The organism is Bifidobacterium margollesii (assembly GCF_002860355.1).
Lineage (GTDB): Bacteria > Actinomycetota > Actinomycetes > Actinomycetales > Bifidobacteriaceae > Galliscardovia > Galliscardovia margollesii.
Genome location: NZ_NMWU01000029.1, coordinates 102,012 through 126,810 on the forward strand (window position 1 = coordinate 102,012; position 24,799 = coordinate 126,810).

The following is a 24,799-nucleotide window of genomic DNA, read 5'->3' on the forward strand; positions in this document are numbered from 1 at the left end:
GCCTGCGGCGACGGCGAATGAAAAACGGCTTGACCCCTACCGTCAGGAGGGGCCAAGCCGTCGCATGGGACCGATCGATCAGTTGGGATTGAACGATCAGTCCTTGACGATGGTCTTGCCTGCGTTGGGGCCGGAGGCCAGATCCTCGATCTCGGTGATCTCAAGCACCGGAATGGCGGCGGGCTTCTTGGTGCCCTTCTCCTCGGCGACCTTCACCTGCTCCTCGTAGATGGCGTCGTCGGTGTGCAGCACCACGTTGCCGCGGAAACGGTAGCCCTTCTTTTCGGCGAGGTTGGCGAAGGCGATGACGAGCTTGCCGTTGGCCTGCAGGTTCCTGTACGCCTGACCGGCGGTGCGCTCATGATAGGCGATGTGGTTGTCGTCGAGCACGAACAGCGACATCTTCGGACCGAGGTCCAGGGTGCCGTCCTCGTTCTGGGTGGCGATCCATCCGAGATTGTCGTTGATGAAGTTCTTCATCTCGGCGGTGAGAACTGCCATGATATGTCCTTTCCTTGGGAGGTTATGACTCTGTAGTCCAGCCTACTGTGAGGCGTGACGACACACGGGAGGTTGCGCTGTGAGAAACATCACTCAGGGCTTTTCAGCGCGCCGACCATGTCGATGCGGTCGAGCATCCGGTTCGTAACGAAGGTGACGAGTACGGCGAACACCAGTGACAGCACTCCGGAGATCACGTAGCTGAGCCACTGCACATGCACCGCGAAGTAGATGCTCGGCATGCGCAGCACCATCGTCAGCCCCTCGCCGGCCAGACGACCCAGCGGCAGTCCGAAGGCCACGCCGATCAGCGTGAGGATGATCATCTCCTTGTTCACGTAGCGGCGCACCTCCCGCCGTTTGAATCCCAGCACCTTGATGGTGGCGAGCTCCCGCTCCCGTTCGGAGATGTTGGTGGTGGACAGCGTGAACAGCACCACGAAGGCGAGCGCTCCCGCCAGTACGAGCAGCACGTAGACCACCGTGTTGATCAGCGTGAAGTTCTTGGTGAAATCACGTACCAGTTCGGCCGTGGACGTGACGGAGAGGTATTCGCCCGCGTGGGCGAGCCGATCGCAGAACCGGATCTGCGCGGCCGGATCGCCGTCGAGATGGGCGAGCATGGCGTTGGCGTGGTAGTCGCCATACAGCCGTTCGTACAGGCGCTGCGTCATGAATACCGAATTGCCCAGATAGTTTTCCACCACCGCGTTCACGGGTGCGTCGGCACCGTGCAGCGTGGAGTCCTTGATGTGCGCGATGCCGCCGACGTCGAGGCCGAGCATCTGCTGGGCGTTCTTGGTGATCGCCACACCGGAGTCGGACAGCCGCACCGCGGAACCCCCTCCCATGGCTGCGCTCCAGTCGCTCTGCGCCTCGCGCAGATGGATGTAGTCATCGATGTCAGCGCCCTCGGGGACCACGATCAGCTGCACGTTCTCCTCTTGGCCGCGGCCCTCATCGGCGGTGGTTCCTCCACTACCGGCGACGCTGAGCGATGCCGAGTCGATGCGCACGCCGAGCACGTCCTTCACTGCGTCGTCGCCGCGAAGGCTCTTCATCGCGGACTCATGATCGTCGTCCGATGTGACGGCCATGAGATCGTAGGCGGTGACGCCACCGTACTGGTTGGGGGAAAGCATGACGACCGAATCCCTGATCGCGAACCCGCACATGAGCAGCATCGTGCATCCGGCGATGCCGGCGATGGTCATGAAGGCTCGCGCCTTGTATCGGAACAAGTTTCTCGCGGTCACCTTGTTGAGGAACGACATACGGCTCCATAGCGGGCGTATCCGCTCCAGCAGAATCGTCTTGCCTGCCTTCGGCGCCTTGGGACGCATCAGCGCCGCGGGGGCGAGCCTGAGTTCCCCTCGGCATGCCCAGACGGCCGATCCCACGATCACCGCGACGAACAGCAGCACCGCACCGATCCCGTAAAGCCAATCGAAGTGCAGGGAGAATCCCGGCAGCAGGTACATGGTCTCGAAGATGGTGAAGATGATTTCCGGCAGGGCCACGAAACCAAGCAGATCACCCAGGAGGCCTCCCGAAAGACAGGCAAGGCCGGCGTAGACCATGTATTTGACGAGGATCTCACGCCGCCGGTATCCGAGGGCCTTGTAGGTGCCGATCAGACCTCGCTCCTCCTCCACCATGCGGGCGATGGCGGTGAGACTGATCAGCACGGCCACGATCAGGAACAGTATGGGAAACGCGGTGCCGATGGCTTCAATGGATTTGGCGTCGCTGTCGATGCTCGCATACCCCGACAACGCAGTGCGGTCGCGAACATACCATTGTGCCGCATCGATGTCGTCCACCTTGCGGCGAGCGTCGGCGATATCACGTCGAGCGCTCGCTTTCTTCTCGTTGAATTCGGCTTGACGCTCATCCAACGTGTTCTGTGCGTCGTCGAGCTGTGTCTGTGCGGCCTGCAACTGTATGGCGGCCTGCATGCCGGCCTGCGCGGCCTGATCGATGGAGACTCCCCCGAGGGCCGACTCCAGATCGCTCCGCTGCGTCTCCAGCTGTGTTCTCTGCCCGTCGATCCGGCTTCGGGCTTCGTCGATGCTGGTCTGCGCGTCGGCAAGCTCCCGGTTCGCCTTGTTCTCCTCCTTGTCGATCTCCGCGTTCATATCCGCCTTGACCGCATCGGTGCGAGCCCGCTCCCGTTCGGCCTGAATATCGCCGATGCGGGTTTTCACCGCATCGACCAACGTGGTGTATGCGGTGTCGTAGGCCCGCTCGTCCCGCGCTCCTCCGACCGTGATGTACACGGCGGTGTAGGTGTCGCGCGCGGACTCGTTCACCGCGGAACGGGTGACGTAGAAATCGTAGGGCGCTTTCGAGGAGTCGTTGCGAAACGCCGTGGCCCCTTCCGTATTGTTGATATCGGCCGGATCGATCACCGTACCGACGATCGTATACGCATGACGGGCGAATAGTTCTTCGGTTTCGGCATCCTCTTCGGAAGACGCGCCGGTCGAAACCGGATCGCCGAACGATACGGTGTCGCCGATCCGAGCGCCGGTGTCCTTCAGATAGGCGGCCGTGGTCACCGTCTCGCGATCGGTGCGCGGCAGCCGCCCGTCGATGATGCGAGGCTCGTTCATGCCGCCGTCGTCCAGAGCGGTCACGTCCGCTTTGGAACGTCCGCCGTTCACGTCGATGGCGACCTCCTCCCCGTAGCCGCCAACCACACGCCACACGCCATCGACATCATTCGAAATCGCCGCAACGTCGTCATCGGTGAGTCCCAACGTGGACACCACGGAAACGTCGTACAGATTCTGCTCGTCAAAGAACGCATCGGCACTGAGACGCAGATCCACGCATGCGGCCTTCAATCCGGTGGCCATGGTCACGCCCAAAGCGGTGATGATCATGATGGAGACGAACCGTTTCCATCCATGAGCGACGGTACGCCATACATCCTTGCCGAATGCGCTCGACATCATCGTTCACCTCTTCCACAGGGCAGGCAGGGCGCGTCATCGCACCGGCTCGGAATCCACCTTCCCCGCTCTTCACTATAAACAGCATGGGAAACAACGAATGGGCTCCGGAGACGCGGAAGACAAACCTCAGCGGAGACAGACGACTCATCGATGGGATCTACCGACCGTGGTCGGAAAGCCGCTGGGACACCACGGCGGTGACGCCGTCGGAACGCATGGTCACGCCATACAGCGCATCCGCGATACCCATGGTGCGCTGCTGATGGGTGATGACGATCAGCTGGGCGTGCTCGCGCAGCCGTTCGAACGCCCCAAGCAGTCGCGTCAAATTCACGTCATCCAGCGCGGCCTCGACCTCATCCATCACGTAGAACGGGCTGGGACGTGCGGTGAAGATCGCGAAGAGGAACGCCAGCGCGGTCAGCGAGCGCTCGCCGCCGGACAGCAGACTGAGCTGCCTCACCCGTTTGCCGGCGGGACGGGCCCGCACCAGCACGCCCGTGGAAAGCAGATCGTCCGGATTCTCCAGAACCAGCGATCCCTGACCACCCGGGAACAGCACGCCGAACATCGTCTCGAACGCTGCCGCGGTGTCGGCGAACGCCTTGTTGAACACGTCGATCATCGTGGCGTCGAGGCGTTTGATCAGCGCGAGCAGATCCTCCCGTGATTTCGCCACGTCGGCCCGCTGCTCGTTGAAGTAGCGGTTGCGGGCCTCAAGCGCTTCGAATTCCTCGGCGGCCAACGGGTTGATCCTGCCGAGTCTGGACAGGTCCCGTTTCGCCTTGTCGAGCCGGGCGAGCTGTTCCTCGCGATCGTAGGGTACCGTGCGATACCGCGGCTCGCCATCCAAGGATTCCTCGTCTTCGGCCGAACCTTCCCCGCGTTCGGGTTCCACCGGCCTGCCGTTGTCGTCGAGCACCGGCACCGGCTTGTCCGGGCCGTATCCGGCGATGATCTCGTCATATGTCATACCCAGATCGTCGGAGATCTTCTGCTGCAGCTGTCCGTGGGATGCGGCCAGACGTTCCCGTTCGAGATCGAGTTCATGTTCGCGACTCTGAAGCCTGTTCAGATTCGGTTCGAGCTCGTTCCTCCGGGAGCGCAGTCGGGCAAGCCGCTCGTCGGCGGCCGACGCGTCCCGTCGCGCCTTGCTTCGTGCGGATTCCACCGAGTCGATGCGAGTGGAGAGATCATCCGCCGCACGTCGTGCTTCGCGCGCCACGTCGCCGGCACGCTGCGACTGCGCACGCCTCCGGCCGTTCAGCTCCTCGACGCGTCTGCGGCGCTGCTCGGCCTGCGCGGCATTGTCGTTCAGCAGTGAGGCCTGACGCTTCAGGGACTGTCCCAGGCGCGCCGCCTCGGTCCATTGAAGTTTCGCTTCGGTCTCCTCGTCCCGGGTGGAGGCGAGCGCCGTTTCAAGATCATGCTCACGCGCGGCGAGCTCGTCGAAATCGGCCTGTGCGTCCTCGGCCTGTTCGGCGGTTCGCAGGGTCTGCCGCAGATCATCCAGCTTCGTCCGATGGGATTCCCTCTCCTCGTCCACGGCGCTTATCCTGCGGTCGATGCCTTCGATCTGCCGGGCGATGCCGTTGACTCGTTCGACTGCGGCCTTCAGGGTCTTTTCGGCCTGCTTCGCCTGCAGGCGTCGTTCCGTCCGCCGAGCCTGCTCGTGCTGGACTCGTTCGGCGGCGGCGTCTCTCGCCAGACGCCCCTCATTCAGCCGGCGATTCGCTTCGTCAAGCTGGGTGCGGAGATTTTCGATCTCCTTCAGGGCCTTGTTCCTACGGGCCACAAGGGAAAGATCGCTTTGTGACAACGCCGAACCGCCGGACGCAGCCACTCCGGCGTCGAACAGTTCGCCGGATTGCGTCACCGCCCGGCGGCAAGCGCCCTCTGCGACGAGCCGCTGGGCCTCTTCGGCGGTTGATGCGACGGCCACGTCCTGCAGCAACAGACTGACCGCGCGAACGACCGTCTCGGCCAGCTGCCGATCATCGGCTTTGGTCGAGACGGAAACCAGATCCGCGGCACGAATGGTGCCCGCAGGCATGGGCGACTCGATGGGGACGCCGCCGGAGACGGCGTCCAGCAGGCGAATCAGCACGGCTTTGCCCATATGGCGTTCGTGGGTCAATTCCAAGGCGCGCAGCAGATCGCTTTCGCCCGGCACCACCAGCGCTCCGGCATAATCGCCCAATGCGCGGGAGACGGCTTCCTCCCAACCTTCGCGCACCTCAATGAATTCGGCGACCCGTCCGAGGGAACCGGTTTCGGCCGAACGGCTCAGCTCATCCGAAGCGTTGCGGCTCTCCAGAGTGTCGGCGAGTGCATCCGCCTTCGCCTGCAGCGATACGATGCGGTTTTCCAGCGATCGGCTGCGCTCCTCCCGTTCGCCGGCGATACTGCGGGCCGTTTCGAGATGTCGTCGGGCTTCGTCGAGAGCCTCATCCCCGTCATCCGTTTTCGCGACCTCGTCGTTCAGCGCCGCAAGGGCTGTCTTCGCTTCGGCCAGCTGAGTGCCCAGTGCCTCCCGTTGCGCGGATGCGTCGTCCCTGCGGGTTTCGCATGCGAGCGCCAATGTTTCCTCGCGGGCGATCAGTTCGCGCAATCGGGCCATCTGCGATTCATGGTTCCGAGCCGTTTTTCGCAGTTCGGTGATGGTTTGCCGCAGTGAAGCGAGTCTGCGTTCGTCTTCGGCACGACGTTCCGTGGCCGCGTCCAGTCGCATCCGCGTTTCGGCTACGGTTTCCTGCTGCGAGGCAGACTGTACGGTCAGTTCGTCGGCACGGCGTCGCAGCAGATCGGGGTCCTCCCCCGTATTCGTCACGATCTGTCCGAGCAGCGATCGGCTGCGCTCCTCGGCCAATGCGGCGAGGGCGATCATCCGCTCGCGCAGTTGTCCCATCTCATGCCATATCGAGTCGAGTCGAGCGATGGCCGGACTTGTCTGCCGGGCCTGGGCCTCCGCCTGTTCGACACGCACCCTCATTTCGGCAAGCTCGCGTTGGCATGAGGAGAGTTTGGCACGCACGTCGGTCAGTTCGCCGCGGACCTCCTGTCGGCGTTCGTTGAGCCGCATTGCGTCGTCGGCGTGCAGTCTGGCCTGCGCGTCGCGCAGGATCACACGGATGCCGTCCGCCCGTCGGCTGACCCGCGCCTGGCGACCGAGGGGTCCGAGCTGTCGGTGGATCTCACCGAGCAGATCATCGAGTCTGGTGAGGTTTTTCTCGGTGGCGGCGAGTTTACGCAAGGCCCGTTCCTTGCGCCGGCGATGCTTGAGAATGCCGGCCGCCTCCTCGATGAACGCACGGTGACCGGCGGGGTCCGCGTGCAGGATCCGATCAAGCTGCCCCTGCCCGACGATGACGTGCATCTGCGATCCGAGTCCGGTGTCGCTGAGCAGTTCCTGGATGTCGAGCAGACGGCAGGCCGATCCGTTGATCGCATACTGTGATCCGCCGTTGCGAAAGATCGTTCGGCTGATCGTCACTTCCGTGTAGTCGATGTCGAGCGTGCGATCGGTGTTGTCGATGGTCAGACTCACCTGGGCCCGGCCGAGCGGCGGTCGCGACGAGGTGCCCGCGAAGATCACGTCCTCCATGGAGGTTCCCCGCAGGTTGCGCGCCCCCTGTTCGCCCATCACCCAGGTCAGGGCGTCCACGATGTTGGATTTGCCTGAACCATTGGGCCCCACCACCGCGGTGATTCCCGGCTCGAATCGCAACGTGGTGGCGGAGGCGAAGGATTTGAAGCCCTTGAGCGTGAGCTCCTTGAGGTACATCAGCCCTCTTCCGGGTCGGGGCCCTCCGACGCGCAGTCAGGGGCGCTCCGGGAGGGGTCGTCCTGCACGCGTTCGGATTTCGGCTTCCTCAGGTCCTCGTTCATCTGCTCCTTGAGCAGCATGCGCGCGTCTCCCGCGGTGACGAAGCTGCCGCAGACCAGCACGCCGTGGCCGTATCCCACGCCGGTGTCGTCGGCGGAGTCGACCAGATCGACGGCGGTCTGGATCGCATCGGGCAGATAATCCCTGCGGATCACGCGATCCTCGCCGAACACGTCGACTGCGATTCGTTCCAGCTCTTCGGCCGGCATCACACGGTTCTTCCACGAGTTCTCGGTGACGACGATGGTTTCGAGCATGGGTTCGAGCACGCCGAGCACCTCCTCGACGTCCTTGTCCTTCATCATCGAGACCACGCCGACGAGCTGCTGGAAGTCGAAGTTCTCCTCGATGGCGTCACGCAGGGCGGTCACCGCGTTGAGATTGTGACCGCCGTCGACGATGATCGTCGGTGAGGTGCGGACCACTTCGATGCGTCCGGGCACCTTGACCGAGCTGAGCGATTCGGCCACCACGTCGCCGTCGAGCGGCCCGTTGACGGGCACGACCACTTCGGCGGCCGCCAGCGCGGAGAGGGCGTTATGCGCCTGATGCTCTCCGAACATGGAGATCGGCACGTCCTCGTACAGGCCGTTCGGCGTGCGCAGCGTGGCGATCTGCCCGCCCACGGCGGGCTGCCGGGAGACGACCTCCATCTCCTCGCCGTCGCGGATCAGCCCCTGGGCGTGCTTCTCGCGCACGGTGCGTTCGATGATGGGCAGCACGGCCTCGGCGTGCGGCTGGGGACCGACGATCACGGTGGAGTTCGACTTGATGATGCCGGCCTTCTGTTCGGCGATCTGCTCCACGGTGTCACCGAGCCACTGCATGTGGTCCATATCCACCGGCCCGATGATCGACGCGTCGCCGTCGAGCACGTTGGTGGCGTCCCACAGGCCGCCCATGCCCACCTCCACCACGGCCACGTCCACGGGCGCGTCGGCGAACGCCCAGAACGCCATGGTGGTGAGCACTTCGAAGAAGCTCATCTTCGGGTCGCCGACTTCGGCGGATTTGGCGTCGAGCAGGTCGATGAAGTCCTTGACCTGATCCCAGATGTCCACGAACTCGTCGTCGGAGAGCTGCTGGCCGTCGATGCGGATGCGTTCGGTCACCTTCTCCACATGCGGCGAGGTGTACAGCCCGGTGCGCAGACCGTAGTGCCGGCATATCGATTCGACCATGCGGGCCGTGGATCCCTTGCCGTTCGTGCCGGTGATGTGCACCACGCGGAACGACTGCTGCGGGTTGCCCAGCATGTCCATGATCGTGGCCATGCGGTCGATCTTCGGATCGAAGTCGTGCTCGGGGGCGCGCCCCATGATCGTGCGATATACCTCGTCGAGGGTTCTGCCCTCGCTGTTCGGATGTTCGAAAGACATGCTCCGCCTTCACGCCCCGGAGGGCCCTGTAACGTTAATGAATGCTCGTAGCATTCTAAACAGCCGCCGTGACCATGCATCACCGCTACGGCATGAGCGAACATTCCCGTGACAAGCGACGCGATCGACCCTTAAGCGCACGAGAGCCGTTCGATATCGGACATTAACCTTCTCATCTCGTTTCTGCTCCTATGATGAACAGAGAATATCCAGAGAATACGCAGGGGCTCAGTCCCGCGCATGGAAAGGAGCTCATGGTGTCGGCAGACGATGAAGCACGCAAGGCTCAGGCGGCGAAGCGGTACGAGGCGGATGAGGAGGAGCTGACCGCGCAGGCGGTGGGCGAGCGCGTGACGAACCGCACGCTCTCCCCGAAGTCCGAATCGTTCAAGGCGTTCATGACCGAAGGATGGGGCGAAGTCGATCCCGGTGTGGAGCCGCTGGAATCCAGCAAGTACATTCCCGCACGTCTCGAAGCGCTGGGCAGGCGCTTCCCCGACAGCCGCATCGTGCTGCCGGCCGGCCAGCCCAAGGCCCGCAACAACGATTGCGACTACGCGTTCCGCGCCGACACCTCGTTCGCCTACTACACGGGTCTGGGCGAGGACTACGAGGCGGGTGCCGTGCTGGTGCTTGACCCGGTCGCCCCCGACTCCCCGGAGGCGAAGGCCGGCAGGACGCATGTCGCCACGCTGTATCTGCGTCCGCGCGCCGATCAGAACACCGAGGACTACTACCGTTCCGGTTACGGCGAATACTGGGTTGGCGCACGCCCCGGCCTGGCCGAGTTCACGACGATGACCGGTCTGCAGACCCGCGACATCTCCCAGCTCGACGACGCGCTGAGCAAGGACGTCGGTCCGGAGAACGGCGCCGTGCAGCTGCGCGTGATCCGCGAGGCGGACGCTGAAGTCACCGGCGAAGTGGAGCGGATCCGCGAGCAGAACGGCTGGAATGATCCGGACCGCAACCGTGCGGCCGATGATCGTCTTCACGAGTTCGCCGCCGAGGCCCGCATGGTGAAGGACGAGTACGAGGTGGGCGAGATCCGCAAGGCCGTGGCCGCCACGCATCGCGGGTTCGACCGCATGCTGGCCGCCCTGCCGCGTGCGCTCGACAAGCCGCGTAGCGAGAGGATTCTGGAAGGCGCGTTCAACGCCAACGCCCGCGAGGAGGGCAACGACGAGGGCTACGGAACGATCGTGGCATCCGGCCCGCACGCCGCCACGCTGCACTGGGAGCGCAACACCGGCAGCATCGACAGCGGTGAGCTGCTGCTCATCGACGCCGGCGTGGAGGTCAACAGCCTGTACACTGCCGACATCACCCGCACCTTCCCCACCAACGGCAAGTTCACGCCGTTCCAGCGTCGCCTGTACGAAGCGGTGCTCAAGGCCCAGCAGGCTGGTTTCGACGCGGCGAAGCCGGGCGTGACCTATCATCACATCCATGATGCGGTGATGCGTTCGATCGCCGAATCACTGCACGAGTTCGGCATTCTGCCGGTGAGCGTGGAGGAGTCGCTCTCCCCCGAGGGCCAGCAGCACCGCCGTTGGCTCGCCTGCGGCGTGGCCCACCATCTCGGTCTCGACGTGCATGACTGCGCCCAGGCCCGCTTCGAGTCGTATCAGGAGCGACCCATCACCCCGGGCATCACGTTCACCATCGAGCCTGGTCTCTACTTCAAGGAGAACGATCTGCTGGTGCCTCCGGAGTACCGCGGCATCGGCATCCGCATCGAGGACGACGTGCTGATGACCGAGAACGGACCGGAGTGGATCAGCAAGGCCATTCCGAAGCAGCCCGACGACGTGGAGGCCTGGATGGCCGAGCAGGCGTCGAAGGCGGAAAAGGCACAGCCGTCAGGAAAGGCCCAGTGAGATGGCGACCCCTCAGTTCATCCTCGATCTGAGAAAAAAGATCGGTCATGACCCGCTGTGGCTGATCGGTGTCTCCGCCTACGTGGAGGACGCCGACGGCCGTGTGCTGCTCGGCAGAAGGTCCGATACCGGCGAATGGGCGATGGTCTACGGCATCAACGAGCCGGGCGAGGAGCCTGCGGTGACGGTGATCCGCGAGGTTAAGGAGGAGACCGGCGTGGACTGCGTGCCCACGGAATTGGTCTCGGTGAAGTCCTCGGCGAGCATGATCCGGTATGCGAACGGCGATCAGGCCATGTACATGGATCACCTGTTCGTGTGCCGACTGGCGGACGGCGGCAATTCGCAGCCGTTCGTCGGCGACGATGAGAGTCTGAACGTCGGATGGTTCTCCCCCGATGATCTGCCGCAGCCGCTGGCGGCCACCACGGTGGAGCGAATGGGCTATGTACGTGAGTTCCGCGCCAACGGCGACCATCGGGCGTTGTTCTCCACGCAGGACGCATCGGCTTCCGACGAGGCGCGGACCATCAAGCCGTAAACGACCATCTGCGGCAGACGGAGATTTTCCGGCATCGGCTTTTCCGGCATCGGGTCTCCGTCTGCCCCGACTGTCACAGGTTCTGACGAGAATGGACGTCATGCCCATTCTCGTTATTGTCATATTGTCCGTTCTCGCCGTGGTCATCGGCGTGATGCTCGGATCGATGCCCCGGTCGGCCGCCGCCATGGATCGCATGCAGATGGTTGCCGCCGTGATGCTGACCATGGTGTTCATCGTGATGCTGGCCGTCACCTACGTGCTGCACAGCAGCCTTGCCTCATGGTCGCTGATCGGCTCCGCGCTGGCCGGCTACGGCATCGGCTCTGTTCCTGTGGTGAACGCCTTTCTCGCCGACCACTGGGACCTGTTCGAACTGCGGTAATCAAATCTCCAGATATTCGACCGGATGGTCGACCAGCCGTCGTAGACCGGTGAGCGCCGCGCCATACAGCGCCGGATGCTCCACGTTGCGGCAGGCCAGCACCTTGATGTCGAGCACATATCGCGCCAGCACCTGAGGGGTGATGCGCATCTTCAGCCGAGTGCAGATGTCCTCCTGGAATCCCGACCAGAATCCGCCGAGCACGATCGTATCGACGTCGAGGATGTTAATGGCCGAAGCCGCCACCGACGCCATGGCGGTAAGCGCCTGATCGATGGCCAGCACCGCCTTGGTGTCGCCTCCTCGCCATCGATCGTACAACTCGTCCACGTATTCGCTGCGGGCTGCTGCGTCCCCCTGCGCAAGGCCGGCCGTCTTCACCAGTTCGCGTCGGCCCGCATACATCTCCAGACATCCGTTGCGGCCGCATCGGCATTTCGGACCGTTCATCTCCACCGACACATGCCCCAGCTCCCCGCCGAATCCATGGTCGCCGCGCACCACGTTGCCGGCCCGCACGAAGGCGCTGCCGACGCCGACGTCGGTGGAGATGTAGAGGAACGAATCGGATGGTCCCAACGCTCCCAGATGATCGGAGCGTTTGGTGGCATAACCGGGGATCTGGGCGATCGCCGCCAGATTGGCTTCGTTGTCGGCGATGGCGCCGAGACGATCGACCACGGGGAACTGATCAAGCCGCATATTGGACCACCCCAGATTCGGGGCGTTGAGCAGATGCTGGTCCGCGGTGATGAGCCCGGGAAGGGCCAGACCCGTACCGACGATGCGATACCCCCGTTCGACGAGATCGGCTTCCACGGGCTTGAGCAATGCGTCAAGGGAGTCGAAGATCTCATCGGGGTCCACGTCGCCCATCATGCGGGGCACCCAACGCTCATCGATGACATCGCCGGCGAGGTCCACGGCGATGTATCCGTAGCCGTCGGTGTTGATCTGCATGCCGAGGCCGGCCCATCTGCCGGATCGGAACGCCAACGGCGTGCTGGGACGGCCGTTCTGCGCTTCGCGCAACGGCTGGATCTGCTCCACCACGTCGTTTTTGAGCAGGATTTCCGACAGCAACGACATCGTGGCCTTGGTCAGGCCCGTGCTCTTGGCCAGCTGCGCCCGGCCGAGCGGTGCGGTGGATTGCATCAATGCCGAAAGCACCACCGAAAGATTATGATTGCGCAGATCATCCTGATTGATGCTTTTCGAACGCGCCATCGTCCACTCCTCTCACGCCATCCCCACATCCGCAGGCCGAACCGTCCGAAGGCAATCCCCGTCGAACTCCGCTTCGGTTCGGAATAACGTCTAACTAATTACTTTCCATAGAATACAACACCTTTGGCGTACGAAGCCTTCGGACGGCAACCGATCATGGCTCCAACACTCCACGGTTAGTTTTTTCATCTAATAAATGAGTATACTGGAGACATCACATCCATCGGCGTCGTTGGCGGCATCGTCGCCCCAACGCCATGACATCCAACATCGCAAAAGGAGCCAATATGACAGCACCTACCGCACCCGTGCTCGTGGCGGGAGTCGATACCTCCACACAGTCCTGCAAGGTCCGCGTCACCGACGCCACCACCGGCAGACTCGTCCGGTTCGGACAGGCCAAGCACCCCGACGGCACCAGCGTGAACCCGGACGCCTGGTGGAAGGCGTTCCTCGAAGCCGCTGAACAGGCCGGCGGTTTGGACGATGTGGCGGCCATCGCCGTGGGAGGCCAACAGCATGGCATGGTGCTGCTCGACGCGAACGGCGCGGTGATCCGCGACGCCCTGCTGTGGAACGACACCAGGTCCGCCCCGCAGGCCGCCGATCTGATCCGCGAGCTCGGCAAGGCCCCCGCCGAAGGAGACGAACCGGCTGGCGACGACGAATCCACGATCGAAGTTCGCGGCAAACAACGCTGGGTGAAGGCCGTAGGCTCCTCCCCCGTCGCCTCCTACACGCTGACCAAGGTGGCCTGGGTGGCCGAGAACGAGCCCGAAAACGCCGGCCGCATCGCAGCGATCTGCCTGCCGCACGACTGGCTGAGCTGGCGCATCGCCGGCTTCGGCCCCGTGGCCCCCGGCGAGGACGCCCATCTCGACGCCCTGTTCACCGACCGCTCCGACGCCTCAGGAACCAGCTACTTCGACGCCGCATCCAACGAATACCGCCTGGATCTGCTCGACATGGCGCTGGGCCGTCACGACGTAATCCTGCCGAACGTGCTCGGACCGGCAGAAACCGCACCGGTGAAGGCCGATCCCGCCATCGCAGGCGGCAAGGTGGAAGGCGGATGTCTGATTGCCCCCGGCGGCGGTGACAACGCCATGGCGTCGTTCGGCCTGTCGATGGGCGTGGGCGATGTGTCGGTGTCGCTTGGCACCTCCGGCGTGGCCGCCGCCATCGCCGAAAATCCGGTGTACGACCTCACCGGCGCCATCAGCGGCTTCGCCGACTGCACCGGACACTTCCTGCCGCTGGCCTGCACCATCAACGGTTCACGCATTCTCGACGCCGGCCGTCACGCCCTCGACGCGGATTACGATGAGCTGGCCAAGCTGGCTTTCGCTTCTCAGCCGGGTGCCGGCGGCATCACCCTGATCCCCTATTTCGACGGCGAACGCACCCCGAACCGACCGAACGACACGGCTCGTCTGGAAGGACTGACGCTGGAGAACACCACGCGGGAGAATCTGGCCCGCGCCTTCGTGGAGGGATTGCTGTGTTCACAGCGCGACTGCATCGAGCTGGTGCGCGCGCTCGGCGCCAACATCGATCGTATTCTGCTCATCGGCGGCGGCGCGAAATCCGCGGCCGTTCGCCAGCTCGCCCCCGCCGTGTTCGGCATGGACGTGACGTTGCCCGCCACCGACGAATACGTGGCGATCGGAGCGGCCCGTCAGGCCGCGTGGGCACTCGCCGCGCATGCCGACGCCTCGGCCCAGCCGCCCGCATGGGAGATTTCGATCGAGGGCCGTGAAACCGGAGAGCCCACCCCCGAAGTCTACGAAGCCTACGCCCGCCGCCGCGGCTGAAACCAAAATCTTCAGCCGGTCGAAACGAAAAGGCCGACCCCATCGCAGTTTCGGGGTCGGCCTTTTCAAGCAGTCAGTGCGCAAGACTCATCGATTATCGCCGGGCTGATCGAACTCTCGGTAGTCGAAGTGGTGGAAGGTGGCCTCCTCGCCGTATCCGGAGACATCCACCGCGGCAAGCCCGACGAATCCTCCGGTGAAGAAGCCTCCGTAGCGCTGGGCCACATAGTCGTCGGAAAGCACCTTCGCATCGAGCTTCACCGGGATCTCATGCCAATGCTCGCCGTCGAACGAGTATTCGTAGGTGTACCATGCCGTGCGCACACGCGTGCGCAGCCACACGTCGACCCCGTCGGGCACTGCGATGGCGTCGTCCTTGAGGAACGAGGTGTAGTCGCCGTTGTCGTTCTGCGCCACTTCGATCACGCGGACGCGGCGCCTCTCATCGTAGGTGACGAACACCCACGACCAGAACATGTCGCTGTAGTAGTTGGTCAATCCCGCCATGGCCATGTAGTGCTTCGGATCGAAGCTCAGCTTCGTCTCGGCGTCGAAGTCGAAGGCCTGCCAGCGACGGGCGACCAGTGACAGTTCGAACAGATTGCACAGTGAGCCCTGGCCGCGCAGTACAAGTCTGCCGTCTCCGACCTCGCCCATATGCTCGTCGAACGGCACACGCAAAGTGTTCCAGTCCGGGCCGAGCACGTCGTCCTCGAATTCGTCGTGCTGGCTGTGGTCCTTCGGAGCCCCGGTGAGGATCGCGTCCTTCGGCGCCTCCACGCATCGGGTTCCGGCCCGACCGCCCACCACGTACGGCCAGCCGTCGTCATCCCATTCGATCTTCTGGATCGAAGTTTCGCGGCCCAGCGTGCACCACCCCCGAACACCATGGGACGGCTCGATGTCATGCCTCCACGGGCGCCCGCACAGCGAAGCGTAGTACCACTCTCCCGAAGGCGTGTCCACGAGAGCGCCGTGACCCTGCTTCTGCAGATAGCCGTCGGGCGCATCGTAGTTGCCGATCAACGGATTGTTCGGCATCACCTCGAACGGCATATCCAGCGAACGCGAACGTGCCACGGACTCCTGATGCTCGTATTGCGTGCCTCCCTCCGCAGCGAACAGATAATACCAGCCGTTGATCTTGTACAGGTGAGGACCTTCGGTGACCTTCACATCGGTGCCCTCCCACAGGGTCCGTGTGGTCTCGGGCATGAGCCGCATGGTGTCCACATCGAGTTCGGTGATGGTGATGCCGTCGAAGGCGTGATGGTATTCGCGGTGATCCCAGGTCTGCTGGACGAGGTACTTGCGTCCGTCGTCGTCATGGAACAGGCTGGCGTCGAAGCCCACACCGTTGAGGCGGATCGGCTCGCTCCACGGCCCTCGGATGTCTTCGGCCGTCACCAGATAGTTGGCGCAGTCCTTGAACGCTCCGTTGACGTTCTTCACGTCGGTGAAGATCAGCCAGAACTTCCCGTCGGCCCAAGACAGGTCGGGAGCCCAGATGCCGCCGGAGGACGGGTTGCCCCGCATGTTGAGCTGTGAAACCCGGTCGAGGGCGGATCCCACGTAGTTCCAGTGGGAGAGGTCCTTTGACTCATGGATACGCACGCCGGGCCACCATTCGAAGGTGGAGCTGGCGATGTAGTAGGTGTCTCCCACGCGGATCATCGAGGGATCAGGGTGAAATCCGGGCAGTACCGGATTGGCGATGGTAATGGTCATGATGGATTCTCCTTATCGTTGTTCTGTTGCATTGCGGATGATGTTGTCGTCAGCCGGCTACTTCACGGAGCGGATCAGGCCGATCAGCACCGCGCCGATGCCGGCGATGACCGCGGCGATCGGGAAGATCAGGTGATAGCCGACCGCGTTGATGACCATTGCGGCGATGACGGGACCGAGGATCTGTCCTCCGGTGTTGGCCAGGTTCAGGATGCCGAGATCCTTGGCGGCGGTGGCGGGATCGGGCAGCACTTCGACGTTCAGTGCCTGATCGACCGCATTGTAGGCACCGACGCCAATGCCGGCGATGACCGCGTAGACCACGATGGTCCACGGTTCGTTCGAGACGAACGGGATGAACACGCCGATGGCGATCAGCATGGAGGCTACGATCACCGGGGGCTTGCGTCGGCCGATGCGATCGGAGATCGGGCCGGCGATCAGCGAGACCACAAGGGCTGAGACCATCATGCACATCGAAACGATGGATACGTATCGCGATGTGCTGGCGGAATCCTGATTCATGTAATCGGTGAGAATATACAGCTGATATCCCGAAACGGCATAGCAGGAGGACTGCATCATGAACTTGCCGAACAGGGCGAGATAGTAGTCACGGGCGCCGTGCATGGGCAGAGAGAAGTGACTGAGCACCATCTCCTTGGTGAACCGCTGCCTCGGCATGTTCAGGCTGGACGGCTCGCGCAGCAGCACCGCCGCGACCGGGCCGGAAAGCAGTGTCGCACCGATGAGCACGATGAAGCCGAGATCCACCTTGTCGAGGAACTGCGCGGCGACGAGCTGACCGCCGTACTGGCCGATGGCCGAACCGAACGCATAGAACGCGGTGAGCGTGCCGCGATGACGCGGAGCCACGCGGTCGGCCAGGACGGCGATCAGCGGAGCGACGATGGCGTTGAGGAAGAACTGATAGACGCACCAGGCGACGACCAGCACGGCGACGTTGGCGGCCTTCATCACGACGACGAGGCTGAGTGCGGATGCGACCGAGCCGACGACGATCCACGGGGATCGGCGTCCCCATCGGGATCTGGTGAGATCGGAGGCCGCGCCGAAGATGATATTGGCGAACGTGGCCACGATCATGCCGCTGGTGGCCAGCACCGCGATGATGTTCGTCTTGTTCGCGGCGTCCAGCACCACAACCTTCGCCGGCAGCAGCACCGCGTTGATGCCGAGGTATCCCGCCAGCCAGAGTATCACGCCGATGACCAGCGCAGCGCCTATCCGCACCGGCAGTTTCGGCTGATCGTCATCGGTGACGAGGGCCTTCCACTCCCCGGTCGTTTCCGATTCGCTCATGGCAACCTCCTTTGGCACACGCCGAAAATTCAGCTCACTTACACAGCATGCTTACGAAACTTTCGTAAGCATGTCGCACAATAAGCTCTGTCACATCAAGGAAAGATCTTGCAACCACAGACAGATGTTTTTATTTTCAGCGATATCTACATATTTCACTTTCGAAATTCTATCGAAAACTTATCTTTGTTTTCGATACCAACAACAATAACAATGGTTTATCAAACTGTCAAACAAACTGGCGGCGCTAAGGAAAATCGCCGTTTCAAAGCAATGTTTTCCGCTTATCCATATTCGGGAACCTCAATTTGTTTCGAAAGTTTCGTGATACGATCGATAGCGCGAACGACACGTCCAGAGAGGAATCAATGAACGGAAAGACTGAACCCGAAGCAGGGAAAACGGAGTCCGTAAGGCTCTCGGACATAGCCCGGTCCACCGGGGTTTCCGTGGCCACGGTATCCAAAGTGCTCAACGGCCGCACCGATGTATCGGAGAAGACACGCGGCACCGTGCAGGAGGCCCTTCGCAGGGCCGGTTATACGAAGCGCATCGCAACCGTCAGAAACCGCAGGATGATCGAGGTGGTGTTCCAGTATCTCGACAGCCTATGGGCGTTCGAAATCCTTCAGGGGGTGCTCTCCGGGGCCCGAGAACATGGGTTGAGCGTGATCACCACGGAAAGTGGCAGCCGTCAGCATCCGGACTCATCCTGGATCGATGACATGCTACGCCGTCAGCCGATCGGCGTGATACTGATGTTCTCGAATCTCACCGCATCCGAAAAACGCAAGCTGGAACGGCACCGAATACCCTACGTCACCATCGACCCGGCAGGAGATCCCTCCCCCGATACGATGTCGGTGCTGGCCGACAATTGGACGGGAGGCGTGCTGGCGACACGCCATCTGCTGTCGTTGGGCCATACACGCATCGGAGTCATCACCGGGCCAGACGAAATGATGTGCTCGAAGGCACGACTCGACGGCTTCTCCTCGGCACTTTCCGAACGGGGGCTCAGCCCCGACCCCGATCTGATTCGCAAAGGGGATTTCCGGACCGAAGACGGATACCACGAGGCGATGTCGATGCTGAAGGACCCACGGACCCGCCCCACCGCCATCTTCGCCTTCAGCGATCTGGAGGCGATGGGCGTATACGAGGCCGCCCGGCAACTGGACCTGCGCATCCCCGAGGATCTTTCCGTCATCGGTTTCGACGACGTCTCCACCGCGTCGTTCCTCGGTCCTGCGCTGACCACCATCCGTCAGCCGCTACAGGACATGGCACGGGCCGCAACGTCGATGATCATCAACGCCAGCAAAGGGGGAAACGTCTCCAGTCCACTGATCATGCCCACCTCATTGGTGGTCAGGGACAGCACACGCGCGCTCGACCGCTGACCCGGATAACCATCCGCCACCGGCGATCCGGCGCGTCCCGGCACCAACGAAAAAGGGGCATCCGATAAATCGGGTGCCCCGGTGATCATTATGGGAGAACGGTGTTCACACCGTCGTTCATCACGCCTCGGCGAGAGCTTCGACGATGTAGTTGTTGATGGTGGCCTTGACGGATTCCAGATGATCGGACTTGGTGGCCGCGATCAGTTCGGACTGCGGCTTGTCCAGCGCGTACTCCTCGAGGGAGGCCAGCGTGGCGGTGCCGTTCTCGATGGAGGCGCCGATGCCGGTCTCGTAGGAGCTGTAGCGCTCGGCCTGCAGATCCTCGATGTAGTGGTCCTTGTGCATCTTGTCGGCAACCAGCAGACCGGCGGCGAAGGAATCCATGCCGGCGATGTGGGAGCGGAACAGGTCCTCGGCGTAGAAGGAGGTACGGCGCGGCTTGGCGTCGAAGTTCAGGCCGCCGTGGGGGCCGATCGAACCGTTGGCGAGGACCTCCCACATCACGGTGGAGGTCTCGTACAGGTCGGTCGGGAACTCGTCCATGTCCCAGCCGATGAGCTTGTCGCCCTGATTGGCGTCGAGGGAGCCGAGCACGCCGGCCTCGCGGGCGGTGCGGATCTCGTGCTGGTAGGTGTGGCCGGCCAGATTGGCGTGGTTGCCTTCCAGGTTGAGCTTCATGAAGTCGATGTCGTAGGTCTTGAGGAACGCGATGGCGGTGGCGGCATCGAAGTCGTACTGGTGCATCGTCGGCTCCTTGGCCTTCGGCTCGATCAGGAACTGGGCGTCCAGACCGATCTCCTTGGCGTACTCATGGCACATGTAGAAGAACTTGGCCATGTGCTCCTGCTCACGCTTCATCTGCGTGTTCCACAGGTTCTCGTAGCCTTCGCGGCCACCCCAGAACACGTAGTTCTCGGCGCCGAGGCGCTTGGCGATTTCCAGGGAGTGCTTCAGCTGGCCGCCGGCGTAGGCGTAGATGTCGGCGTACGGCGAGGTGGAGGCGCCGGAGACGAAGCGGGGGTTGGTGAACAGGGAGGAGGTGTTCCACAGGAGCTTGACGCCGGTGGCCTTCATGTTCTCCTCGATCTTGTCGACCACCTTGTCGAGGTTCTTGTTGGTCTCGCGCAGGGTGTCGCCTTCGGGGGCGATGTCGCGGTCATGGAAGCAGAAGTATTCAACGCCGAGCTTGGTGAAGAACTCGAAGGCGTAGTCCACTTTGGCCAGAGCTTCGTCCTCGGGGTTGGAGTACTTGCCGTACCACGGACGCTGGGCGGTACCGGTGCCGAACGGGTCGACGAGCTCCTGATCGAAGGTGTGCCACCAAGCGACGCCGAAGCGCAGCCAATCCTTCATCTTCTTGCCGGCGACGACACGGTCGGCGTCATAGTAGTGGAAGGCAAGACCCTCCTTCGGACCCTTCTCCTTGCCGACGAACGGAATCTTATCGATGTCCCACAGTGCCATGAGAGCTCCTTTGGTCTGTCCCCGGTACGGAATCGGTTATACCGCCGATCAGTCCCATCCGAGGTCTTTTGCGTACACCGATATAGTAAAACTCCTGAACTATATTTGTCAATCGACAAAACTTATTCGGCGCGTCGCAGGATTCGCATCACATATCCAAATCGGGAAGACCACCGTAAATCGCGAAGACCACCGTCGCACCATACCAACGCCCACGACCAACGCAAACGCAAACGCAAAGACCCCTTCCGAAACACGGAAGGGGTCAACAACACAAACGGTCTCATCGACTCGGAAAGCGATGCACGCTGCCCGAGTCAGCGGCACCGCCCGAACCGCCCGAACCGTCAGGCGTTCTCCGCGGCAAGCAGCTCATGCAGCTGAGCACGATGCTTGCGCTGCTCACGCGGATCGGGAATCGGCAGCGAGGCCAGCAGCTTGCGCGTGTACGGATCACGCGGGTTGCGCATGATCTGATCGGAATCACCGTGCTCCACGATCTCGCCCTTGTGCATCACCATGATGCGGTCGGCGAGCATATCGACCACCGCCAGATCGTGGGTGATGAACAGGCATGCGAAACCGATCTCCACCTGAAGCTTCTTGAACAGCTCCAGCACCTTGGCCTGCACCGACACATCGAGCGCGGAGGTCGGTTCGTCGGCGATCAGCAGCGGCGGCTTCAACGCCAAAGCGCGGGCCAGCGAGGCCCTCTGACGCTGTCCACCGGAAAGCTCGTGCGGGAAGCGGTCCATGTACGCCTTGGGCAGCTGCACCATTTCGAGCAGCTCCTCCACGTACTTGCGGGCCTCGGCCAGCGACGCGTACTTCTTGTGCACGAGCAGCGGCTCAGCCACATTCTGCGCGATGGTCATCAGCGGGTTGAACGAGCTGCCCGGATCCTGGAACACGAAGCCGATGTCGGCACGCTTCGGCTTGAAGTCGCGCTCCTTGAACCCGTTCATCTCCACGCCGAGCACGTTGAGCGATCCGCCGGAAATGCGCTGCAGACCGGCGATGGCGCGGCCCGTGGTGGACTTGCCGGAACCGGATTCGCCCACAAGACCCACGACCTCGGAACGGTGGATGTCGAAGTCGATGCCGCGCACCGCCTTGAACGCCGGCTGCATCAGGTGACCGGGGTACGTGATCTCCAGCCCTCTGGCCTTCACGGCGATCGGTTCGTTGCGGTAATCGGTCTTGCGTTCGATGACCTGTCCCTGCTCGTCGCGAACGACCAGCTTCTGGCCGATGCGGGGCACGGCCGACAGCAGGCGCTTGGTGTACGGATCCTTCGGGCTGTAGAAGATCTGCTCGACGCTGCCCTGCTCGACCACATGCCCGCGGTACATCACGATCACGTTGTCGGCGACATCGGCGATCACGCCCATGTTGTGGGTGATGATCAGCACGGAGGCGTCGAACTCGTCGCGGGCCATGCGCAACAGGTCGAGAATCTCGGCCTGAACGGTCACGTCCAGAGCGGTGGTCGGCTCATCGGCCAGAATCAGACCGGCATTGAGAACCAAAGCCATGGCGATGACGATACGCTGCTTCTGACCGCCCGAGAACTGATGCGGATAGTAGTCGATACGGGTTTCGGCATCGGGGATGCCGACCTTCTTCAGAATGTCGACGGCCTTCTCACGCTGCTCGTGCTTGTCGGTGATGCCGTGTGCACGCAGACCTTCTGCGATCTGCCAGCCGATGGTGTACACGGGGTTGAGCACCGAATTCGGCTCCTGGAACACCATGGCCGCCTCTTCACCGCGCATCCGGCGCAGTTGCTCGCTGTTGAGGGCAAGCACATCCATCTGCTTGGAGCCGTCGCGGCTCTTGAGGTAGATGGCACCGGAGGTGGTGGCGGTTTCGGGCAGAAGCTTGAGGATCGACTTGGCGGTCACCGACTTACCGGAGCCGGATTCGCCGACGATGCCGACGATCGACTTCTTCGGAATCGTGAGATTCACCTTGTCCACGGCCTTGATCGGACCGGCGTCGGTGACAAAGGAGACGCTCAGGTTCTTGATGGCGGCGAGATCGCCCTCGGCGATGACGTCCTTGTTCAGGATCTGCGTTCCACTCATGATTCCTCCCCCTTGTTGACGGTGTTCGCGGCGGGAGCCTCGCTGGCGTCGGCCCCGGCGTTCGGATCGGTGAACACCACTTCGGCCGCATCCTTCTGCGTGGAGGGATCGACCGAGGTGTCCTCGATGCTGCCGATGACCTCGCCTGCGGACTTGCGGGTGCGCAGTCGCGGATCGGAAAGATCATTGAGCGACTCGCCCACCAGCGTGATGCCGAGCACGATCAGCACGATCGCCACGCCGGGGAAGATGGCCGTCCACCAGATGCCGGCGGTGACGTCGGACACCGAGCGGTTGAGGTCGTAGCCCCATTCGGCGGCGGCGGTCGGCTCGATGCCGAAGCCAAGGAAGCCCAGACCCGCGAGGGTGAGGATCGCCTCGGAGGAGTTCAGCGTCAGGATGACCGGCAGCGTACGGGTGGAGTTCTTCAGCAGGTGCTTGGTCATGATGCGCCAGGTGGAGGCGCCGATCACTCGGGCGGACTCGATGAACGCGGATTCCTTCATGCGCACGACTTCGGCTCGGATGGTGCGGAAGTACTGCGGGATGTAGACCACGGTGATCGACAGACCCGACGAGAAGATGCCCGCCCACAGCCCGGACTGGCCGTGGGAGATCATGATGGCCATCAGGATGGCGAGCAGCAGCGACGGGAAGGAGTAGACGGCATCGGCGATCACCACGAGCACGCGGTCGACCCAGCCGCCGAAATAGCCGGAGACCAGACCGAGCAGCACGCCGATGAAGATGGAGCACAGCACGGCCACGACGATGGCGATGACGGCGGTGCGGGCGCCCCACACGGTACGGCTGAACACGTCGAATCCGCCGACGGTGGTGCCCCAGATATGCTCGGCGCTCGGCGCGGCCTGAGTCGGGAAGGACTGCCCGTTGGCGTCCTTGATCTGCGAGTAGCCGTAGGGGGCGATCAGCGGAGCGAAGATGGCGACGAGCAGGAAGAAGCCGCACAGGATCAGGCCGGTGACGAGCATGCCTTTCTGCCAGCCGACGGCGATGCGCAGCTGCTTGATGACCGGAAGCTTGGAGAAGAAGCCCTGCTTCGTGGACTGACGAAGCTCTTCGAGACGATCATCCCCGGGAACGGTGGGAGCGCTGTTGGCTGCATTGGCTGCGGACATGTCAGTACCTCACTCTCGGGTCGATCAGGGCGGATATCACATCCACGATGAAGTTCACCACCGAGACGATGATGGCGATCAGGATCACGATGCCCTGAACGGCCACGAAGTCGCGGGCCTTCAGGTAGGTGGACAGCATGAAGCCCAGTCCCTTCCATTCGAAGGTGGTTTCGGTGAGCACGGCACCCGCCAGCATCAGGGCGATCTGCATGCCCATGACGGTGATGATCGGGATCAGCGCCGGCTTCCAGGCGTGCTTGCTCAGCAGACGCTTTTCGGAGACGCCGCGGGAGCGAGCCGCCTCCACATATCCGGAAGTGTATGTGGAGATCACGTTGGTGCGCACCAGACGGATGAATACGCCGGCGGTAAGCAGGCCGAGGGCCAGAGCCGGCAGAATGGCGTGCTGGAGCACGTCGAGCAGTACGGCGGGCTCACCCAGCTGAAGGGCGTCGATGATGTAGAAACCCGTCGGCGAGACGAGACGGCCGAACTGCATTTCGCTGGCCAGTGAGCTGCGACCGGAGCTTGGCAGCCAATCCAGCCAGATGGAGAAGATGAGCTTCAGGAGCAGGCCGAGGAAGAACACCGGGGTGGCGTAGCACAGGATGGCGAAGGTGCGGATGGCGGCGTCGGGGGCATGATCGCGACGGCGGGCGGCGATTCGGCCCAGGCCGATGCCGACGATCAGGGCGACGATCAGGGCGAGGAGCGCCAGCTCGAAGGTGGCCGCGCCGTAACGGGTGAGGATGGTGGTGACCGGCTGGTTGTCGGTAAGCGTGGTGCCGAGGTCACCGTGGAGCAGATCGCCGAGGTATTCAGCGTACTGTACGATCAGCGGTCGGTCGTAGCCGGCCTGATGGATTCTCGCCTGCAGCTCCTCCGGGGTGAGGCGCCCGCCCAGTGCGGCGGTGATGGGGTCGCCGGTGGCCCTCATCACGAAGAACACGATGGTGACCAGAATGAAGATGGTCGGGATGATGAGCAGGAACCGAACGACGACGAATTTGAAGAATCCGCTCGATATCCTGTTCTTCTTTGGTTTGGTTTCGGAGGGCTTCGCCTTAATGGGCGAAGCA

Annotated in this window: 16 protein-coding genes; 5 read left to right on the top strand and 11 right to left on the bottom strand. The window is 62.8% G+C overall.

Translation table 11 applies throughout. The annotated features are described in order from the left end of the window. Positions 1 to 96 precede the first annotated feature (96 nt). The 4 genes from Uis1B_RS08665 to Uis1B_RS08680 form a co-directional block, all read right to left on the bottom strand. Positions 97 to 501 (bottom strand): pyridoxamine 5'-phosphate oxidase family protein, encoded by a 405-nt coding sequence (locus tag Uis1B_RS08665; protein WP_101617435.1) that lies wholly within the window; start codon positions 499 to 501, stop codon positions 97 to 99. Between the two features lie 89 nt (positions 502 to 590). Then, positions 591 to 3,461, bottom strand: coding sequence for an ABC transporter permease (locus Uis1B_RS08670; RefSeq protein WP_207763404.1), 2,871 nt, complete (start codon positions 3,459 to 3,461; stop codon positions 591 to 593). 157 nt (positions 3,462 to 3,618) lie between these two features. Next, a complete protein-coding gene (gene smc, locus Uis1B_RS08675; protein ID WP_101617437.1) occupies positions 3,619 to 7,245 on the bottom strand; it encodes a chromosome segregation protein SMC in 3,627 nt (1,208 codons plus the stop codon). Next, complete coding sequence (locus tag Uis1B_RS08680) at positions 7,245 to 8,726, bottom strand: bifunctional folylpolyglutamate synthase/dihydrofolate synthase (RefSeq protein WP_101617440.1); 1,482 nt, start codon at positions 8,724 to 8,726, stop codon at positions 7,245 to 7,247. The genes smc and Uis1B_RS08680 overlap by 1 nt, the downstream gene beginning before the upstream one ends. Before the next feature lie 254 nt (positions 8,727 to 8,980). Here Uis1B_RS08680 and Uis1B_RS08685 point away from each other — a divergent pair, with 254 nt between their 5' ends. From Uis1B_RS08685 to Uis1B_RS08695, 3 genes are all read left to right on the top strand, one after another. After that, on the top strand, positions 8,981 to 10,606 hold the full coding sequence (locus Uis1B_RS08685) for an aminopeptidase P family protein (RefSeq protein WP_101617442.1): 1,626 nt from the start codon (positions 8,981 to 8,983) through the stop codon (positions 10,604 to 10,606). Between the two features lies 1 nt (position 10,607). Next, positions 10,608 to 11,147: an NUDIX hydrolase gene (locus tag Uis1B_RS08690; protein WP_101617443.1), complete on the top strand. Its 540-nt coding sequence runs from the start codon at positions 10,608 to 10,610 to the stop codon at positions 11,145 to 11,147. A gap of 100 nt (positions 11,148 to 11,247) precedes the next feature. After that, positions 11,248 to 11,532, top strand: coding sequence for a hypothetical protein (locus Uis1B_RS08695; protein ID WP_133124897.1), 285 nt, complete (start codon positions 11,248 to 11,250; stop codon positions 11,530 to 11,532). On the opposite strand, the gene Uis1B_RS08700 is transcribed toward Uis1B_RS08695, so the two are convergent. Beyond that, positions 11,533 to 12,759 (bottom strand): ROK family protein, encoded by a 1,227-nt coding sequence (locus tag Uis1B_RS08700; protein ID WP_101617447.1) that lies wholly within the window; start codon positions 12,757 to 12,759, stop codon positions 11,533 to 11,535. A gap of 287 nt (positions 12,760 to 13,046) precedes the next feature. Here Uis1B_RS08700 and Uis1B_RS08705 point away from each other — a divergent pair, with 287 nt between their 5' ends. Further along, positions 13,047 to 14,573: a xylulokinase gene (locus Uis1B_RS08705; RefSeq protein ID WP_101617449.1), complete on the top strand. Its 1,527-nt coding sequence runs from the start codon at positions 13,047 to 13,049 to the stop codon at positions 14,571 to 14,573. 87 nt (positions 14,574 to 14,660) lie between these two features. Here Uis1B_RS08705 and Uis1B_RS08710 read toward each other — a convergent pair whose 3' ends face one another. Beyond that, positions 14,661 to 16,295, bottom strand: coding sequence for a glycoside hydrolase family 43 protein (locus Uis1B_RS08710; protein WP_101617512.1), 1,635 nt, complete (start codon positions 16,293 to 16,295; stop codon positions 14,661 to 14,663). Between the two features lie 63 nt (positions 16,296 to 16,358). After that, entirely contained in the window at positions 16,359 to 17,624 is a 1,266-nt protein-coding gene (locus tag Uis1B_RS08715; protein WP_101617451.1) for an MFS transporter, read from the bottom strand. 368 nt (positions 17,625 to 17,992) lie between these two features. Here Uis1B_RS08715 and Uis1B_RS08720 point away from each other — a divergent pair, with 368 nt between their 5' ends. Next, positions 17,993 to 19,027 carry a LacI family DNA-binding transcriptional regulator gene (locus Uis1B_RS08720; RefSeq protein WP_101617453.1) on the top strand — a complete coding sequence of 345 codons (1,035 nt, stop codon included), beginning with the start codon at positions 17,993 to 17,995 and terminating at the stop codon, positions 19,025 to 19,027. Between the two features lie 120 nt (positions 19,028 to 19,147). On the opposite strand, the gene xylA is transcribed toward Uis1B_RS08720, so the two are convergent. The 4 genes from xylA to Uis1B_RS08740 form a co-directional block, all read right to left on the bottom strand. Beyond that, complete coding sequence (gene xylA, locus Uis1B_RS08725) at positions 19,148 to 20,494, bottom strand: xylose isomerase (protein WP_101617455.1); 1,347 nt, start codon at positions 20,492 to 20,494, stop codon at positions 19,148 to 19,150. A gap of 347 nt (positions 20,495 to 20,841) precedes the next feature. Further along, complete coding sequence (locus Uis1B_RS08730; protein ID WP_101617457.1) at positions 20,842 to 22,581, bottom strand: dipeptide ABC transporter ATP-binding protein; 1,740 nt, start codon at positions 22,579 to 22,581, stop codon at positions 20,842 to 20,844. Then, positions 22,578 to 23,720: an ABC transporter permease gene (locus Uis1B_RS08735; protein WP_101617459.1), complete on the bottom strand. Its 1,143-nt coding sequence runs from the start codon at positions 23,718 to 23,720 to the stop codon at positions 22,578 to 22,580. Before Uis1B_RS08735 ends, Uis1B_RS08730 begins: the two co-directional genes overlap by 4 nt. A 1-nt stretch (position 23,721) precedes the next feature. Further along, complete coding sequence (locus Uis1B_RS08740; RefSeq protein WP_101617514.1) at positions 23,722 to 24,789, bottom strand: ABC transporter permease; 1,068 nt, start codon at positions 24,787 to 24,789, stop codon at positions 23,722 to 23,724. Positions 24,790 to 24,799: the final 10 nt, after the last annotated feature.